This is a genomic window from Prevotella koreensis, assembly GCF_003977605.1.
Classification (GTDB): Bacteria; Bacteroidota; Bacteroidia; order Bacteroidales; family Bacteroidaceae; genus Prevotella; species Prevotella koreensis.
In genome coordinates this window covers 1,988,505-2,005,436 of sequence record NZ_RYYU01000001.1, presented here as the reverse complement: position 1 = coordinate 2,005,436, position 16,932 = coordinate 1,988,505, and the positions used below count along the sequence as shown (strand labels likewise).

Genomic DNA, 16,932 nt, shown 5'->3' with positions numbered 1-16,932 from the left:
CGCAAATGGAGATAATAATACTTACCGATGGCTGTCGCCAAAAAAGCCCTTGCGTTGCCACGATAGGCTTCTTCGATGGTGTGCATCGCGGTCATCGGTTCCTTATCGACCGTGTGGTGAAAGAGGCAAAGAGCCGTGGAATTGATTCCACGGTAATCACTTTCGATCATCACCCACGACAAGTACTCGGCAGTGACTATCTTCCACGTCTGCTGTCAACAAACGACGAGAAGACCGCTTTGCTCTCCGAGACAGGCATAGAACGCTGCGCCGTGCTGCCTTTCAGCGAGGAAATGGCACAACTTTCGGCACACGACTTCATGCAGGATATACTTAAAGAGCGGCTCGGAGTAGAGGTCTTGGTTATCGGTTACGACAATCGTTTCGGACATAACCGCAGCGAGGGCTTCGACGACTATGTGCGCTATGGCAGGGAAATGGGCATCGAGGTATTGCCATCGCAGGCTTTAATGCTTAATGGCGTTGGTGTAAGTTCGTCCGTGGTACGTTCTTTCATCAACAAGGGAGAGGTGGAAATGGCAGCGAGTTGCCTCGGATACCACTACGCTTTATCCGGAATCGTGGTAAAAGGGCATCGCATAGGGCACGAACTGGGTTTCCCTACTGCAAACATCGAACCGGAGAACAAGCAGAAGATAATACCTGCCAATGGGGCGTATGCAGTGAGGGTAAAATTGGAAGGTATGCCGGGAACAATGCCTGCGATGATGAACATCGGCACGAGACCCACTTTCAACGGCGACATACAAACATTGGAGACTCACATTCTCGATTTCGACAACAATATCTATGGCCGTAGGATAAATGTGGCATTCATACATAAACTGCGCGAAGAGAAAAAGTTCTCGTCAAAAGAAGAACTGAAAGAACAACTCGAAAAGGATGCCATAATGGTGAAAGAACAATTTGAAAAAGATATAAAAGAATGAAAATAGCAATTTCCTATCTGCTGCTTTTCCTGTTAATATCAGGGTTAGCAATGTTCGTAGCGAGTTTTATCTATCTCCTAAGTATTGGCAATGGGGTTATAGATTCTCTCGGTAGCAAATCTCAAACGGCAGTTCCGATAGAGGTAGAAATGTGGGCTACGATTGTAGCGGATATCATACTGTTTGGCTATTTCCTGTGGCGCAGGTACTGTCCTGTGAGTCGCAATTACGTGCGCAGCCGTCCATTGAAAGTGGTGTTTTGGTGCATCGTGGCCGCATTGGGTACCGTTCTTCCATCAATGTGGCTTCAGGAACACCTCAGTTTTCTGCCCAACCTGTCACAACCGTTGGATAGTCTGCTCGGTTCTCCATTGGGTTACATCTCCGTTGTGATTTGTGCACCTCTCTGTGAGGAAGTGATTTTCCGCGGGGCTGTTATCCGTTCGCTGTTAGAATGGAGAGACAACAAGAAGTTGGCGATAGTAATATCTGCGGCAATATTTGCCGTGGCGCACATCAATCCCATACAAATCCCGCACGTTTTTCTGGCCGGACTGTTGCTCGGTTGGGTGTTTGTCCGCACTAATAGTGTCGTTCCGGGCATAGTGATACATGGTGTAAACAACCTCGCGGTGTTCGTAATGGCTTCTTCGATATCCAATATCGACAACATGACTCTTGCCGACCTGTATGGCGGAAGCACGTTGCGTGCCACACTAAGCGTGGTATTCTCGCTGATGATATTGGTGCCGGCAATATATCAGTTGCACCGTTCGATGAAACAATAGACCCCAATCGATTAATATTCCACAAGGTATATAATTTCCATAATTTCTTACTCATATACCTATCGGGGTATTAACCGGACGATGGTAAACAAAGAGGCACCGCTCACAATGAACGGTGTCTCAAGTCCTATTAATTCAATATATTATGAAAAATTTGAGAGAATGAAGTTTCACAACTTCTTTGCGTTTTACTTTAACATGATTGATATTATAGAGAAAGCTTAGAAAATTGTCTTATTTTATTATGACCGACGACACCTCTTGCTGCACTTTCTTGATAGAGTCGAGCCTTACGGAGTCTGCCTTTGCCACAGAAGGAGCATCAACACGCCTTGAGATTCCGGCATTATTTGCAGGCTGTGACCTATCGGCATCGCTGAAAGCCACCTGCGCAGCATTGCCCAGCGTAAGGAATATCGCCACCACTGCGGCAGCCTTGAACAACGGCATCATGCGCTGTGTCAGGCTTATGGTACGCGCCTTCACCGGTCTTTGTTCGCCAACCAACTCAAGCATACGCTTGTCGAAATCGTCACCGAGACGGTCAGTGCGTGTCTCCTCGCGCTCATAAACAAAGAGCGGGGCATACTGTCGCAGCCCTTCGGGGAGGTCTTTCTGGCAGAAGAAGGTTCTGAGAATCTCTTCCTCTTCGAGCGAAGTCTCGCCTTGCCAGTAACGCTCAAGTAGTTGTTCGATGTATTTATAATCCATAACTGTCTGCTTTGTCAAATTGTTGCTTTATCGACCGGCGTGCCCTGAAAATGTTCACTTTCACCTGTTCTTCGGTGATTGCCAGTATCTCAGCAATTTCTTTGTATGTTTTCCCTTCAAAATCTCTTAGTTGCAAGCAACTGCGTTGTTTCTCCGGAAGTCTGTTTACGAGTTGTTTCACCATTTCGACTCTGTCTTTACGGATCATCAACTCATGCGGATCGGATGTTTGGTAGGACATTTCGGCAATTCCTTGCTCAATAGACTCGTTGTTATTGTCTTTTTTCTTGATTGCGTCGAGCGCGAGATTTCGGCATATTGTCATGCTGTAAGCCTCTATGCTTTCAAGCATTTGCCACTCGTCTCGCCTGTTCCATACCTTTATCAGCGTGTCCTGTACGATGTCCTCTGCCTCTTCATGGCTGAGAGTTATTCTCAGAGCAAGGCGGTAGAGCACGTCCTTTAACGGCAATACATCGTTACGGAAACTGATATTTTTCATCTTCTCTCTATGCAAATGACGATTTATGATGGGTGTAAGTTACACGAAACGGCAAGGGTTTAACATTAATTTGCTTTTAAGTGTAATGTTTTTAACAAAGAGTTTAGGAGTGCAGTAGCATGATAATTTGAGCAAAACCTTTGTTATATTCACACTTACAAAAAAGCCACAAGTCAAGTAATATTGTCCAAACTCTAATGCCACTGCACTCCTAAACTCCTTTATAGGTTCGCACTCTCGCTTATTACTATTCCAAATAAGTATATCCGTACAGCCCGGAACGGTAGTTTGAGAGGAATTCCTTACCTTCTTCAAGCGATATTTTTCCCTGTTTCACGCTCTTTGTAACCCATGTTTCAAGTTGGCGAACAAGTTTTTTGGGATTATATTGCACGTAGTCGAGCACATCCTCCACGGTCTCTCCGTCGAAAATCTGGTCGATATGGTATTTGCCATCCTTAACGGATATATGCACGGCATTGGTATCTCCGAAGAGGTTGTGCATATCTCCGAGAATCTCTTGATATGCTCCAACGAGGAACACGCCGAGGTAATACTGTTCATTGTTATGGAAAGTGTGTACCGGGAGGATATGCGACACATGGCGGTCGGTGACGAAATTCGAAATCTTTCCATCGCTGTCGCAGGTGATATCCTGTAGTGTAGCACTGCGCGTGGGTCTTTCGTTGAGACGCTGTATCGGCATTATTGGGAACAACTGGTCGATTGCCCACGAGTCAGGGAGCGACTGGAATATCGAGAAATTACAGAAATACTTGTCTGCAAGCAGTTTGTCGAGCCTCCTAAGTTCCTCCGGTATATGCTTCAATCCCTTGACAATGAGATTTATTTCGCGGCAAACGCTCCAGAACATGCTCTCTATTTCGGCACGCGTTTTCAAGTCAACAAGACCATGACTGAACAGGTCGAGAGCCTCCTCGCGTATCTGTTCGGCATCGTGCCAATCTTCAAGCATCGAGCGTTGGTTGAGGTTATCCCATATATCATATAGGTCTTTCACGAGTTGATGGGCGTTTTCCGCCGGCTCGAAACTCTCTTTCATCTCCGGCAGTGATGCCGTTTCGAGCACATCTATCACGAGCACCGAGTGATGAGCGGTAAGCGAACGACCGCTCTCGGTGATGATGTTCGGGTGCTGAATGTTATTCTTGTTCGAGGCATCCACAAACGTATAGATACAGTCGTTCACATATTCTTGAATGGAGTAGTTAACCGAACTCTCGCTCGACGGAGAGCGCGTGCCGTCATAGTCAACACCAAGTCCTCCTCCGCAGTCCACGAAATCAACGTCATAGCCCATCTTATGCAGTTGGATATAGAACTGCGATGCTTCGCGCAATGCCGTTTGTATGCGGCGTATCTTTGTTATCTGCGAACCGATGTGGAAATGTATCAGTCGCAGACAGTCGTGCATTCCTTTCTTGTCAAGAATCTCAAGAGCCTGAAGAAGTTCCGAACTGGTAAGTCCGAACTTTGACGCATCGCCTCCGCTATCTTCCCACTTGCCGCTTCCACTGGATGCAAGTTTTATTCGTATGCCGAGGTTCGGTTTCACGTTCAGTTTCTTTGCCGCGCGTGCTATTATCTCAAGTTCGTTGAGTTTTTCAATCACAATGAAGATGCGCTTGCCCATTTTATGAGCCAACAGGGCAAGTTCGATATAACTCTGATCCTTATATCCGTTGCATATTATCAACGAATCGCTCTGGCATTGCACTGCTATCACGGCGTGCAATTCGGGTTTCGAGCCTGCTTCAAGTCCGAGGTTGAACTTCTTGCCGTGGCTTATAATCTCTTCCACCACGGGCTGCATCTGATTTACCTTTATCGGATAGATGACGAAATTCTCGCCATTATACCCGTATTCATCGGCTGCCCGCTTGAAGCATGACGCTGTTTTCTCGATACGATTGTCGAGAATATCGGGGAAACGCAGCAGCACCGGCGACGACACATCGCGCAGAGCAAGTTCGTTCATCACCTCATGGAGGTCAATCTTAACGTCGTCCTTGCACGGCGACACATAGACATTGCCCTCGTCATTGATACCAAAATAGGACGTGCCCCACCCATTAATGTTATAGAGTTCCTTGGAGTCATCGATAGTCCACTTCTTCATTGGCTTGTTGTTTATCTGTTATATATCCTTGTATAATAATCTCACATCAGGCGTTCACAATTGAATAAACGTACATATTATCATATTATTTTCTTAACATTATGGCAATTAATTGCGAGCATCTGTATCATTCGGTCACACATCGAGCAATTTTCTCACTGCCGCCACGCTTATCTTTATCTTCTCGTAGTTGTCCATCAGCGACACATCGAGTTGGTATTTCGCCTTGGTATAGTATGGTTCGCGCTCTTCCAACTGCCCGATGATGAACCGCAGCAGTTCGTCTTCATTCTTACCCTTTATCAGCGGCCGTTCCACTCGTCCCATTTTGAGATGTCCGCAAAGCACTTCGGGTCTCGCCTTGAGATAAACCGTCTCGCCCTGCCTGTTTAGATAGTCCATGTTATCGAGATAACACGGCGTTCCTCCGCCACAACTTATTATGACATTCTCAAACTCCGCCACTTCGTGCAGCATGTTATGCTCTATCTTCCGAAATCCTTCCTCGCCTTTCTCGGCAAAAATACGAGGAATGGAACTGTGCATACGGGTTTCGACATACCAGTCAAGGTCGTAGAACATCATACCGAGTTCCACCGAAAGAGCCTTGCCAATGGTGGTCTTCCCCGCCCCCATGTATCCGATGAGAATTATCCGTTTCATTTCTTGGCTTTGTTCACCACCTCCATACATTGTTCGAGAGTGAGTTCCGCAGCCTTGGCATGCAGGGCTTTGGGCAGGCGGTAGTTCTTACCATTATATGCGATATAAGGGCCGAATCTTCCGTTCATCACCTCCATGTCCGATTCTTCGTCGAACTTCTTAAGGTGGCGTTTTTCCTCCTGCTTGCGCTTGTCTTCTATCAGTGCCACAGCCTCTTCGAATGTTATTTCCATCGGGTCGATGGTCTTGGGCACAGAAACGTATTTGCGGTTGTTGAGCACGTATGGGCCAAAACGTCCCGCACCAATCACCACATCACTACCTTCAAACTGACCCAAGTTGCGCGGCAACTTGAACAGTTCGAGTGCTTCGTCGAGCGTTATCGTCTCAAGACTCTTGTCGGCGGGCAACTGTGCAAATCGCGGTTTCTCCTTATCGTCGGCCGTACCAATCTGAACCACCGGCCCGAAGCGTCCTATCTTCACGAATACCGGTTTGCCGCTGGCATTGTCAATGCCTAATTCACGTTCACCGGCCTTATGCTCTTCGCGCTTTTTCATTGCACTGTCAACAGTCGGTTCGAACTCGTTGTAGAACAGTTTCATCATGCTCTTCCACTCCTCATCGCCCTCCGCAATCTTGTCGAACTGCTGTTCCACGCGTGCAGTGAAGTTATAATCCATTATTCCGGGGAAATTCTTCTGTAAGAAGTCATTAACAACGATACCGATGTCTGTCGGCAACAACTTTCCTTTTTCGTTCCCCACCATCTCCTTTCGGTTCGTTTTCACAACGCTTATGCCGCGCAGTGTGAAGACGCTATACTGTCGTTCGTCGCCTTTCTTATCGCCTTTCTGCACATATTCGCGCTGCTGTATGGTAGATATTGTCGGTGCATAGGTTGACGGTCGGCCTATGCCGAGTTCCTCCATTTTATGCACCAGCGAGGCCTCGGTATATCTCATCGGCCCCTGACTGAATCGTTCGGTCGCCACAATCTCACGATGTTTCAGTTCTGCTCCCCGCTCCATTGCCGGCAACAGGTGCGATGTATCTTCCCCATTGTTGTCCTCGTCGCCATTGCTTTCACGATAGACTTTCAAGAAACCGTCAAACTTCACAACCTCACCGGTTGCTATGAAGTGGGGCATTTGACGTTGAGTGTTGAGGGTTGAGTGTTGAGGGTTGAGCGAGTTTTGTGCCTTATCGGCAGAAGCATCAACGTTCAACGTCCCTCCATTTTCGTTCAACGCTCCACCCTCAACACTCAACGAAATACTCACTGTTGTCTTTTCTATCTGCGCATCGGCCATCTGCGAGGCTGCCGTGCGTTTCCAAATGAGTTCATAGAGACGACGCTCCTGAAGCGTTCCCTCTACGGTATGATTGCTCATATATGTTGGACGGATAGCCTCGTGAGCCTCCTGTGCCCCTTTGGAATTTGTGCGATACTGGCGCGGATTTGAGTATTCCTGCCCCCAAAGTTTCCCTATCTCCTCCTTGGCGGTGTTTATGCACAGCGAAGAAAGATTAACAGAGTCGGTACGCATATATGTAATAAGTCCGTTCTCGTAGAGATGCTGCGCAACCATCATTGTCTGACTGACGGTGAAACCGAGTTTTCTTGCGGCTTCCTGTTGCAACGTAGAGGTGGTGAATGGCGGTGCCGGAACACGCCGTATCGGCTTTTTCTGTATTTCATTAACGATAAAATGGGCTTTTTTGCACATTTCAAGGAAATTCTTTACCTCCTCTTCTGTCTTGAAACGAGTGTCGAGTTCGGCCTTCACTTCACTCTGCGAACCATCGGCATTAAGATGTCCGAAAAGTGCGCTCACTCTGAAATACGGTTCGCTTTTGAAAGCATTTATCTCGCGTTCGCGCTCAACGATGAGTCTCACGGCAACGCTCTGCACCCTTCCGGCCGACAAAGCGGGCTTCACCTTGCGCCAAAGCAGGGGCGAGAGCGAGAATCCAACGAGACGGTCGAGCACACGACGTGCCTGCTGGGCGTTAACAAGGTTCATGTTGATATGGCGCGGAGCATCTATCGCAGCAAGTATGGCAGGCTTCGTAATCTCATGGAACACGATGCGGTTTGTCTTCTCCTCATCAAGTCCGAGCACCTCGCACAGATGCCAACTGATGGCCTCTCCCTCGCGGTCTTCATCGGAAGCGAGCCACACTTTCTCAACATTCTTGGCACTGCTTCTCAGTTCGCCCACAAGTTTTTTCTTATCTTCAGGTATCTCATAGTCAGGCTCCAGCGTCTTGGTGTCTATACTCAACTCTTTCTTTTTAAGGTCGCGTATATGACCAAAACTTGACATTACCTTGAAGTCTTTTCCCAAAAACTTCTCTATGGTCTTTGCCTTGGCAGGGCTCTCCACTATAACCAAATTCTTATACATAACTATATTGATGTTTTATTTTGGGCGACAAAATTAGAATAAAAAGTTTGCATGCACCTTATTATATATACTTATTTTTACTTTTTTAACCATAAACACAAAAAATGTGTCATTTTCCGACTCTCCGAAACAGATATTTCAGACAAACAAGATCTTTGCAAACAAAATATATCTGCATAAAAACAACTACCGGCATGATCAACATTCTACTTTTATCTTGTACCGTCCGTCGGCCCTACGCGCCGCAACAACCTGAAAAGCAGAGCAGTTACCGCAGATTCTCCTTCCCTCTCTTACACCAAAGGAGCAATCTGAATTAAAGAGAAAGAGACTGCTGTTGCTAAGTGTAAAGGTGCTTTTTATGTAAATACAGACTTCTTAATCCCGAACGGAATGAAATATAACTGAAAACAAAATGGGCGAAATTGGTCGGCAATCTCGCCCATTTTGCTGACCAAATTCGCCCATTTTGCATCACGAAAGATATGCTTTCAGAGTCCAATCCTTGCCTCATTGCGTGCATTATTCCGATGAAATGGCGAAAAAAAGAAAACAAAGACTACTACACAGTGAATTAAGCATATCAGATTGACCATACCGCATACTTACATTATTAGAAAAAAATAATGGCAAAAAGATTTTGTTATTCCAATTATTTAGTATCTTTGCCGCAAAAATAAAACAATCAAATAATAATATACGAAAAATGAAGAAATTATTGATTTTAACATTAGTGCTTTTCTCTTTGTCATCGTGCTCCAAAATAAAAGAAAAGATTAGCAGGGGCATATTTGAAGGAAAGAATAAAATAGAGCAATCAGACAACGATGAAATGGACGATTTCAACTATGATGACGACCATAATAGTAACGACGAAGACGACTCTTTAGATGATGAAGAGTTGATTGATTTCAACGATGCCGGATACTGCGGAACAATAGACCAAAAATTAATGTACAATAACATGACAACGGAGTTCGATTTCGACTTCGACCGAGACGGTATGGACGACACATTCGTGGTGGGTAATGACCATCCCAATGGGACACGTATCGTTTGGTTGAATAATAAGACAAATAACGCGGTGAACATTTTCTACGAACTCCCCGAAGACGAGACGACGAAAAGAAGTTTCGACGAGTTTGGTTTTCTGAAAGAAGGATTGATGATACAACTTTCTATTTCATCTGCAAACAATAAAAGACAAAATGCTGCGTTGATAAGTATCGGCAAAAAAGAAAAGTGGTCTCATACTTACGTTTTTGTGCATGACCCCAATAGTGAGTCGGCTGTGAAACTGGTAGATGACTTTGATTCGGGGAGCGACTGCGAGTTCAATCCCAAAGACCAAACTTTCTATGTGCGCTCAAACGGAACAGTAAAGAAACACAAGTTTAAAATATAATAAAATCATAACCGGTAATAATAATAGGAGAAGAAAAAATGAAAAAGATTATGTTTTTTGCTGCAGCAATAATGTTCTTGGCTGCATGCAGCAACGTAAAGGGTGACGGCAAAAATGCCAACAACGGAACTGTTGAGAAAGACAGCGTGAGTGATTCTGTCACATTCCGTGAAGGCAAGCAGGATATAACCGCCCAGGTAAAGATTGTTTTCCCCGTAGGTAACGAAGCCTTGGAGAAGAGTGTGAAAGAATTTATCAAAGAGAGCGTAGGGGCAAACGATAGCGTTGATTTGAAAGACGTGAGGGCAATGGCTCACTACTACGTAGAAACAAAGTCTAAGAAACTGAAAGGAGAAGCCGAGTACGAAGGTACTGACTCTGTAGGTCCGGCTCTTTACAGTTCACTGGAAATTGGTATTATGTATGAAAACGACCAGATTATAACCATGTCGGTGAAGGAAAACATCTACCTTGGCGGACCACACGGAGCATACACCGAGAAAGGTGTAACATTCAACAAGGCCGACGGTAAGGTGATTGGCATGAACATCTTGGCACAGGATAAACTCGGAGATGTGAAGAAAGCCGTAAACGACGAACTTGTGAACGTATTCAAGAGCATTATGGGCAAAGACTATAAAGAGGCCGAATCAATGTTGAAAGACGAGAACGGAAAGGAAAAACTTGCCGAACTGCCTAATTCAGGATTGTTCATCCAGAATGATAGCGTGGTATTCATTTACCAGCAATATGAGGTAGGGCCTTACTATTTCGGTACTCCTACAGTAAAAATCTCTTTGAAAGACATGAAGAAAAAAGGCTTGCTTGAGACCGAATTCGCAAAATCAGTAAAGGAATAAATATTTAGACAGACAAAGATTTCAAATATACCGGTTATGATTTCGACCTTGACAGGTGTTGGTCAAGAAGTCGTTTTACACCACTACTAATGCTTTGGAGCCCGAATTTTTCGGGCTTCAATTCGTTTATGGGAATCCATACGGCTTCGTCCACATCATCGTCGGGGACTAAAATGGCGGTGTCTGCGACCTCGCAACGGTAGAACATGTCGATGGTGGGGATTGTCATGCCGCTGTAATGGTAGGTGTTGGGAAGAGAAAATAGGAACTCTACCGATGTTATCGTCAAGCCCGTTTCTTCCTTAACTTCGCGGATGACAGTTTCTTCTGACGTTTCTCCGATGTCACTGAAACCTCCGGGGAGGTCGAGTGTACCTTTGGCCGGCTCCCGTCCGCGCCTGACAACAAGCACACGACCTTTGTTATCGAAGATAAAGGCTGCCGTGGCTGCCGATGGGTTCATGAACAACTCGAAATTACATGATGCGCACTTTTTGCTCTTTTCGGAAGATGACATGAAAGACGCGGAACCACATAAAGGACAATACTTGAATTTATCTAAAGGGTGGGACATCATTTGTTTGGACATAAAGACTTGTTTTTAGACAGAAAGACAGAAATTGTTTGGACATAAAGACAAAAATGTTTGGACATAAAGACAGAAATTTTTAGACGGAAAGACAAAAAGAGGGAGAGTTTTAAGAGGTTATTGGAAAGGGAGTTTATATTTTCTGAATTTACGTTTACACTCAAGTTTTTCACCTCCGAAGTTGATAAGGAGGCCGTTGTCTATGTGTAAGGCGTTTAGGTAGTTCACGAGTTGCACCTCGTTGGCAGGACATAGCGAATGGTTTGCTTTTAGTTCGATGATGACAACATTATTAACAATGATGTCCGCACGGTACTGTCCCACTATTATGTCATCGTAATATACGTTCACCGGAACCTCTGTTTTAACCTCCAACCCGCGCTTACCCATCTCTATACACATCGCATTCTTATATATTTTCTCCTCAAATCCCTGACTCAACTGCCCGCGAACATGATAGGCACAATCAACCACTTCCCTGATTGTTGCCTCCACATCAACACTTACCCCCTCTTCATTAATACCATTATACATTATATTTATATTTGATTTCTCCCATTTTTTCTTTCTATAAAACTTTTTTGTCTATCCCTCCAACAAATTATGTCTTTCTGTCTAAACATATTTGTCTTTCTGTCTAAACATATTTGTCTTTATGTCAAACAAAATTTGTATTTATGTCCAAACAATTTCTGTCTTTCTGTCAAACAACATTTTGTCTTCCTTTCCTAAAGAAGTGTCTGGAGTTCCTTCTCAAAATCATTCATCTGCACATCCCTCTTATAAAGAGCATTATTGCGATCTACAAGGAAGAACGTGGGAATATTTCTCACATTATATTTCATAAGGAGAGCCTCTGCTTCTTCTCCCGAGGCACGCACACTGATCCAAGGCAGTGCAGCAGTTTGTTGTTTCCAGAAGTGTTCATCCTCATCAAGACCAACTTGGAAAATCTCCAATCCACGCTCATGGTACTTATTATACAGTTCGCGCAGCATCATTATCCTCTCGGTGCTCTTCTCCGAGGAGAACAGATGAAAGTCGAGAAACACCACTTTGCCTTGCAGGTCGGTCAGTTGTCTCATCGTACCGCGGTTATCCACTAATGCAATATTTATGATATTAGAAGTATTCACTTTCGAGGCATCAATCTCCAAATCTCTATTCTTCAATATTCTTTGGTTCTTCATACCCTCAATGGTTATGTTATGAAGATTCTGTCCGCGCAGCGTATTAGGGTGATACGTGTCCCAACTTGTGGCAACCGCCCCGAACACCTTAACGTCGTCGGCATCATTCCGAGGGTTGAATATAAACACATTACCCAAAGTCTGGAACAGAGCGAAGTACGAGTAAGCCTTCATCGGTTCCTTGAATATATAATTCCTCTTAACATCTTCTTTGTAAGCATCTACCAAACTTTGTATCGAATCCTCGGTAGCCCTAACGCCCAACATAGGATTTTGACTGATTTCTATTACTTTCTGTTGCAGCGACATCTGTCGCAAAGCAAGTTCCTTTATCTTAGAACAGTTCTCCGAACCTTCCACAGTATATTGCGAAGCCATTTCCGGATAGCGTGCCTTCACCGTCACCGTTTCTGTTGAGTCGATGCTTATGTTTATTATCTGTGCAGCGATGCGAAGCCGGTAAAACTCCGGAGCCTCCGGTTTCTCACCACAGAAAGAAAATGCACCGTTCTCATCAAGTTTCACCGAGTCGGTCTTCACCGGTCCGTCAAGACTCATATTCTCAAGATAAAGCATAGAATCCTTGGCGTTAGCAATACTTCCTTCAATACGGAATTTACTTTCATTACACGCCGTGAAAGTTACTACAGCCATCGCGCAAATGGCTATTATAATGGAGTTACGTTTCATACCAATGTTATTTATTTCTCTTATTTTGATTGCAAAAGTACTGGAAAATGATTGTAACACAAAATAAAAAAGCATTTTTTTGCTCACGGCATAAGTAACGGATAGGGCATTTGAGTATTCACATCACAGCGTTGTTACTCTTTATGTTGCAAAAAAGTGACGTAACAACACATCATAACGTCAGAAACTGCATAGTTGTTTTTTAGAGCAAAAATATACAAAAAAGTAACACTTTAAAACCAATCTTGTTACACGGCAACAAAAAACGGCATACTGACATTATGAAAGGAATACAAAACACACTACAATACAGCAAATTACAAACAACAAAATCACAAACTTATAATTTGAAACCAAAATACAAAAACACCCCATAAAACGAGGTGTAAAGTGAATATTTTTGCACCTTCACATAGCAATAATTGATGATTTACACAAAAATATTAAAAATTTTCGGCCGAAACATTTTCCATTTCATAATAAAGCCTTAATTTTGCAGCGCCTAACGTGAAATTAACATAAATCGTATAAGGATGTGACATGTATTTGTCAACAATCATGAATGAAAAACAAATAAAAAACCACAAATAGAATATGGATAAAAAAATGAAAGGCAAGAACATTTTCTCTGCCGAAAACGTAAAATCGCAAGTGGCTCAAATAGGACACCTATTGACCACAAAGAAGTTCTGGGTAGAACTTATCATCATGACTGCGGGCATGTTCGTTGCTGCAGTGGGAGTACATTTCTTCCTTATCCCGAGTAAACTCATCGTTGGTTCTATCACCGGTCTCTCTCTGGTATTATCCCAACTGATGCCGTTCATCTCTGTCGGAACAACGATTTTCGTCATCAATGCCGTGTTGTTGGTAATGTCGTTCCTGCTCATAGGAAACGAGTTCGGAGCAAAGACCGTATATACCGCGCTGATACTTGGCCCTATGGTCGATATCCTTGCTAAAGTAGCACCGATAGACGAGTCGATGTTCACCGAACACATTGCCGGCCAAGCGTTAGCAAACCCTTGGTTCGACTTGCTCTGCTTCGTTGTGATTCTCAGTGCATCACAGAGCATCTTGTTCAGCATCAATGCCTCTACCGGCGGTCTTGACATTCTCGCAAAGATCCTGAACAAGTACACCGGCCTGAACCTTGGCACCGCTGTAACCATATCAGGAGGTGCAATCTGCTGTACCGCTTTTTCCATAAACCCGGTAAACCTCGTTATAATCGGACTCATCGGAACATGGCTCAACGGACTTATTCTCAACCGTTTCATGCTCGACATGCACTCAAAAGCCCGCGTGCTCATAATATCCAATGAATATGAGAAGATACGCGAATATGCCGTTAAGACAATTAAAAGAGGCGTAACGATGCACGAAGTGATGGGCGGATACAGCCATGAGAAGAAGATGCAACTTGAAATCATCATGACCGGCGACGACCTTTCAAAGATGATGGAATGGCTGGGAGAAAACAAGATTGATGCTTTCTGCACCACGGACAACATTCGCGAAGTGCACGGACTATGGGCAAAGAAAGGGAAACTGAACAAAGGTACAAACAAACAGGAGGCATAACGCATCTAAAAAACACATATAAATATAATGAAAATAAAAAGCATCTTGGCTCTGTTGTGCATCTGCGCATCTACGGCATACGCACAGGACAATAAACCTGTGAGCCTCGATTTCGAGGCAAGAGGCGACTACGAATATCGCGACATCGACGGAACGAAGATAAAGAATGACTGCGGATTCAAGGGCAACGTGGTGAACGTCATCATAAAAGGTGAAATATCGCCGCAGTTCTCATTCGCTTTCAGAAACCGCCTGAACGGTATTCACAAAGACTACTCGTTCTTTGATGCCACCGACTGGTTGTATCTGATTTACAAACCTACGAACAATTTCTCGGTCATGGCGGGTAAATTGATAGTGAATGTGGCAGGCAGGGAACTCTACCCTGCCCCCATCGACTGCTATTTCCTTTCAGAGTTCTGCTATAATTTCCCATGCTACCAATGGGGTATGACCGGACAATACACGACAAACAGCGGTAATGACTCTTTCTCTTTCCAAGTTTGTCAAAGCCCATATCAGAAGCGATACAACGCACTCGCAGGAAGAGGTGAGGACATGTATGCCTACAATCTGGAATGGACGGGCAGACACGGTTCATACGAACCGATGTGGTCGGCAAACCTATTGGAATATGCCCCGGGCAAATTTATCAACTACCTATCGCTCGGCAACCGTTTCCATGTCAGCGACAACGTGCAAGTGGAACTCGACTTCATGAACCGTGCTGCTTCAGGTCAGACATTTTTCGGCAAAGACTGCTCGGTGGTTTGCCAAGTGTCTTACCAACCAAGCGAGAAATTCAACATCTTTGCAAAGGCAAGTTACGAGGTGAACAAGTCGGGCACTGCTGCTGATGTGGCAGTGATGAACGGAACAGAACTGAAACGAATAAGCGGAGGCGTGGAGTTCTTCCCACTAAAAGACAAGAACGTCCGGATACATGGCAACTACGGTTATGCTTTCGGCAAAAATGGCAATCCGAACGGAACGGTACACGACAAAGAGTCGAACGTGAACATCGGAGTAACATGGAGAGCAAAGGTTCTTTAATACAAAGATAAAAAAGACGGGCAAAGGAAAACCCACAACGTTTCCTTTGTCCGTCTTTTTGTTTTGGCAACAGGCATAAAAACATTGAAGCAAACAAGTGCTTACATCACACGTTATACCTATTAATAGGTATTGCGTATTTATACAGACATCAGTAATTTTGCAGGCGAAAAAACTAATAAGAGGTTGTTTCAAAACGTATGATTTGAAGCATCCTTTTAAAATACGTCTAAAAAAAATAATGCCTAAAGGCATATTTATCGAACAATATTCAAATAAAAAAAATAAAAGTATGAAAACGAATTGTTTTGTTGCGTTTGCATTACTGGCAATTGCCGTTAATGCTAACGCACAGTTAAGTAAAGAAGTGAATAATGAAGGGGCGGCAGAACTGGCCAAACCTATTGTAAAACCTGCCACGACAATAACCGACAAGGGCTTCACGGCGAACTGGGAAAAAGTGGAAGGAGCAGAAGGCTATTCCGTAAGCGTGTATGAGAAATTCGTAATCGACAAGGCAGACGATTACAAACTGATTGACGAAGACTTCAACGGCATCACCAGCGGTTCGTTTCTGTCGCCACTGGGAGGCGAAGAGAATTACGTGAATTTCGATGACTACGGATATGCACACAGTGCCGGTTGGTCGGCATACGCATTCCCTACATTCGTACCAAGCATGGTGGCCGGAAAGGTTTACTCCCCATACATAAACCTGCAGCACAACAATGGGCGTTATAAACTAATCTTAACAACATACAGCAACAACAAGGATACAATACTGGTGGAGAGCCACGGCAAGGGCGAGAAACAGATTGTGAAATACGAGGTGTCGATAAGTGGCGGTGGAACAGGAAAATTCGAGAAAGAACTGGAGTTCGAGAACGGATGTGAAGACCTGTTCTTCAGCGTGATAAACATCACCGCAAAACCGGGAATGGGCGACTATCTCGACCGAGTGCGCGTGATTCAGCACCTTGAGAAAGGAGACATATTCTACTCACTCGTTGCCATTGATGAGAAAATAGATGCCCAGACACCGAGTGGTGAAGATGTAACGGCGAAGAAATTCATCGATGCAACAAAGTATGCTTCAAACGATGTGCGTGAACTTTACTACACCGTTCAAGCCGGAGCCTACAACTTCAAACCGGACGAGAACGGCGGCACGACATATCATTATGTGCAGTCGCCGAAGTCAGACATGGTAAGAGTGAATCTCGCTGACAAGACCTCGGAAATCGTGACAGGAATCAACCAACCCTCAACGACCATGCCGGAAATTTCGTCAGATATCATATACAACCTCAACGGACAGCGAATAGATACGCCGAAGTGTGGCATATACATAAAGAATGGCAAGAAGATAGTCATTAAATAACAATTAATCTTATAA

At 44.4% G+C, this 16,932-nt stretch carries 15 protein-coding genes; 7 read left to right on the top strand and 8 right to left on the bottom strand.

The window, feature by feature from the left end; genetic code table 11:
* Positions 1-5: 5 nt before the first annotated feature.
* Positions 6-950, top strand: coding sequence for a bifunctional riboflavin kinase/FAD synthetase (locus tag EHV08_RS08445; RefSeq protein WP_126678887.1), 945 nt, complete (start codon positions 6-8; stop codon positions 948-950).
* A complete protein-coding gene (locus EHV08_RS08440; RefSeq protein WP_126678886.1) occupies positions 947-1,738 on the top strand; it encodes a type II CAAX endopeptidase family protein in 792 nt (263 codons plus the stop codon). The genes EHV08_RS08445 and EHV08_RS08440 overlap by 4 nt, the downstream gene beginning before the upstream one ends.
* A gap of 234 nt (positions 1,739-1,972) precedes the next feature.
* On the opposite strand, the gene EHV08_RS08435 is transcribed toward EHV08_RS08440, so the two are convergent.
* From EHV08_RS08435 to topA, 5 genes are all read right to left on the bottom strand, one after another.
* The gene (locus tag EHV08_RS08435) at positions 1,973-2,449 is read right to left on the bottom strand and encodes a pyruvate ferredoxin oxidoreductase (protein WP_126678885.1); all 477 of its coding nucleotides are present in this window, start codon (positions 2,447-2,449) and stop codon (positions 1,973-1,975) included.
* Positions 2,439-2,951 (bottom strand): RNA polymerase sigma factor, encoded by a 513-nt coding sequence (locus tag EHV08_RS08430; protein ID WP_126678884.1) that lies wholly within the window; start codon positions 2,949-2,951, stop codon positions 2,439-2,441. Before EHV08_RS08430 ends, EHV08_RS08435 begins: the two co-directional genes overlap by 11 nt.
* Before the next feature lie 247 nt (positions 2,952-3,198).
* Positions 3,199-5,091, bottom strand: a complete 1,893-nt coding sequence (gene speA / locus EHV08_RS08425; RefSeq protein WP_126678883.1) for a biosynthetic arginine decarboxylase — start codon at positions 5,089-5,091, stop codon at positions 3,199-3,201.
* Positions 5,092-5,226: 135 nt separating this feature from the next.
* Positions 5,227-5,754 carry a shikimate kinase gene (locus EHV08_RS08420; RefSeq protein ID WP_126678882.1) on the bottom strand — a complete coding sequence of 176 codons (528 nt, stop codon included), beginning with the start codon at positions 5,752-5,754 and terminating at the stop codon, positions 5,227-5,229.
* The gene (gene topA, locus EHV08_RS08415; protein ID WP_126678881.1) at positions 5,751-8,165 is read right to left on the bottom strand and encodes a type I DNA topoisomerase; all 2,415 of its coding nucleotides are present in this window, start codon (positions 8,163-8,165) and stop codon (positions 5,751-5,753) included. The genes EHV08_RS08420 and topA overlap by 4 nt, the downstream gene beginning before the upstream one ends.
* 706 nt (positions 8,166-8,871) lie before the next feature.
* Between topA and EHV08_RS08410 the strand changes: the two genes are divergently transcribed.
* A complete protein-coding gene (locus EHV08_RS08410) occupies positions 8,872-9,570 on the top strand; it encodes a hypothetical protein (protein ID WP_126678880.1) in 699 nt (232 codons plus the stop codon).
* Between the two features lie 38 nt (positions 9,571-9,608).
* Positions 9,609-10,430 carry an RsiV family protein gene (locus EHV08_RS08405; RefSeq protein ID WP_126678879.1) on the top strand — a complete coding sequence of 274 codons (822 nt, stop codon included), beginning with the start codon at positions 9,609-9,611 and terminating at the stop codon, positions 10,428-10,430.
* 34 nt (positions 10,431-10,464) lie between these two features.
* On the opposite strand, the gene EHV08_RS08400 is transcribed toward EHV08_RS08405, so the two are convergent.
* From EHV08_RS08400 to EHV08_RS08390, 3 genes are all read right to left on the bottom strand, one after another.
* Entirely contained in the window at positions 10,465-11,019 is a 555-nt protein-coding gene (locus tag EHV08_RS08400; protein WP_238988049.1) for an NUDIX domain-containing protein, read from the bottom strand.
* A gap of 117 nt (positions 11,020-11,136) precedes the next feature.
* Positions 11,137-11,553 (bottom strand): GxxExxY protein, encoded by a 417-nt coding sequence (locus EHV08_RS08395; RefSeq protein ID WP_126678878.1) that lies wholly within the window; start codon positions 11,551-11,553, stop codon positions 11,137-11,139.
* Between the two features lie 194 nt (positions 11,554-11,747).
* The gene (locus tag EHV08_RS08390; protein ID WP_126678877.1) at positions 11,748-12,899 is read right to left on the bottom strand and encodes a thioredoxin-like domain-containing protein; all 1,152 of its coding nucleotides are present in this window, start codon (positions 12,897-12,899) and stop codon (positions 11,748-11,750) included.
* Between the two features lie 594 nt (positions 12,900-13,493).
* On the opposite strand from EHV08_RS08390, the gene EHV08_RS08385 reads away from it, so the two are divergent.
* The 3 genes from EHV08_RS08385 (at position 13,494) to EHV08_RS08375 (ending at position 16,917) form a co-directional block, all read left to right on the top strand.
* On the top strand, positions 13,494-14,483 hold the full coding sequence (locus EHV08_RS08385; RefSeq protein ID WP_126678876.1) for a YitT family protein: 990 nt from the start codon (positions 13,494-13,496) through the stop codon (positions 14,481-14,483).
* A gap of 27 nt (positions 14,484-14,510) precedes the next feature.
* Entirely contained in the window at positions 14,511-15,536 is a 1,026-nt protein-coding gene (locus EHV08_RS08380) for a porin (protein ID WP_126678875.1), read from the top strand.
* Positions 15,537-15,828: 292 nt separating this feature from the next.
* Entirely contained in the window at positions 15,829-16,917 is a 1,089-nt protein-coding gene (locus EHV08_RS08375; RefSeq protein ID WP_126678874.1) for a hypothetical protein, read from the top strand.
* The last annotated feature ends 15 nt before the right edge of the window (positions 16,918-16,932 follow it).

Excerpts from the sequence above, each read along its gene's own strand:
- EHV08_RS08410 (WP_126678880.1), top strand. The coding sequence starts at position 8,872 with ATGAAGAAATTATTGATTTTAACATTAGTGCTTTTCTCTTTGTCATCG.
- EHV08_RS08405 (WP_126678879.1), top strand. The coding sequence starts at position 9,609 with ATGAAAAAGATTATGTTTTTTGCTGCAGCAATAATGTTCTTGGCTGCA.
- EHV08_RS08395 (WP_126678878.1), bottom strand. The coding sequence starts at position 11,553 with ATGTATAATGGTATTAATGAAGAGGGGGTAAGTGTTGATGTGGAGGCA.
- EHV08_RS08420 (WP_126678882.1), bottom strand. The coding sequence starts at position 5,754 with ATGAAACGGATAATTCTCATCGGATACATGGGGGCGGGGAAGACCACC.
- EHV08_RS08440 (WP_126678886.1), top strand. The coding sequence starts at position 947 with ATGAAAATAGCAATTTCCTATCTGCTGCTTTTCCTGTTAATATCAGGG.
- EHV08_RS08375 (WP_126678874.1), top strand. The coding sequence starts at position 15,829 with ATGAAAACGAATTGTTTTGTTGCGTTTGCATTACTGGCAATTGCCGTT.
- EHV08_RS08400 (WP_238988049.1), bottom strand. The coding sequence starts at position 11,019 with ATGTCCAAACAAATGATGTCCCACCCTTTAGATAAATTCAAGTATTGT.
- topA (WP_126678881.1), bottom strand. The coding sequence starts at position 8,165 with ATGTATAAGAATTTGGTTATAGTGGAGAGCCCTGCCAAGGCAAAGACC.
- EHV08_RS08435 (WP_126678885.1), bottom strand. The coding sequence starts at position 2,449 with ATGGATTATAAATACATCGAACAACTACTTGAGCGTTACTGGCAAGGC.
- speA (WP_126678883.1), bottom strand. The coding sequence starts at position 5,091 with ATGAAGAAGTGGACTATCGATGACTCCAAGGAACTCTATAACATTAAT.
- EHV08_RS08385 (WP_126678876.1), top strand. The coding sequence starts at position 13,494 with ATGGATAAAAAAATGAAAGGCAAGAACATTTTCTCTGCCGAAAACGTA.
- EHV08_RS08380 (WP_126678875.1), top strand. The coding sequence starts at position 14,511 with ATGAAAATAAAAAGCATCTTGGCTCTGTTGTGCATCTGCGCATCTACG.
- EHV08_RS08445 (WP_126678887.1), top strand. The coding sequence starts at position 6 with ATGGAGATAATAATACTTACCGATGGCTGTCGCCAAAAAAGCCCTTGC.
- EHV08_RS08390 (WP_126678877.1), bottom strand. The coding sequence starts at position 12,899 with ATGAAACGTAACTCCATTATAATAGCCATTTGCGCGATGGCTGTAGTA.
- EHV08_RS08430 (WP_126678884.1), bottom strand. The coding sequence starts at position 2,951 with ATGAAAAATATCAGTTTCCGTAACGATGTATTGCCGTTAAAGGACGTG.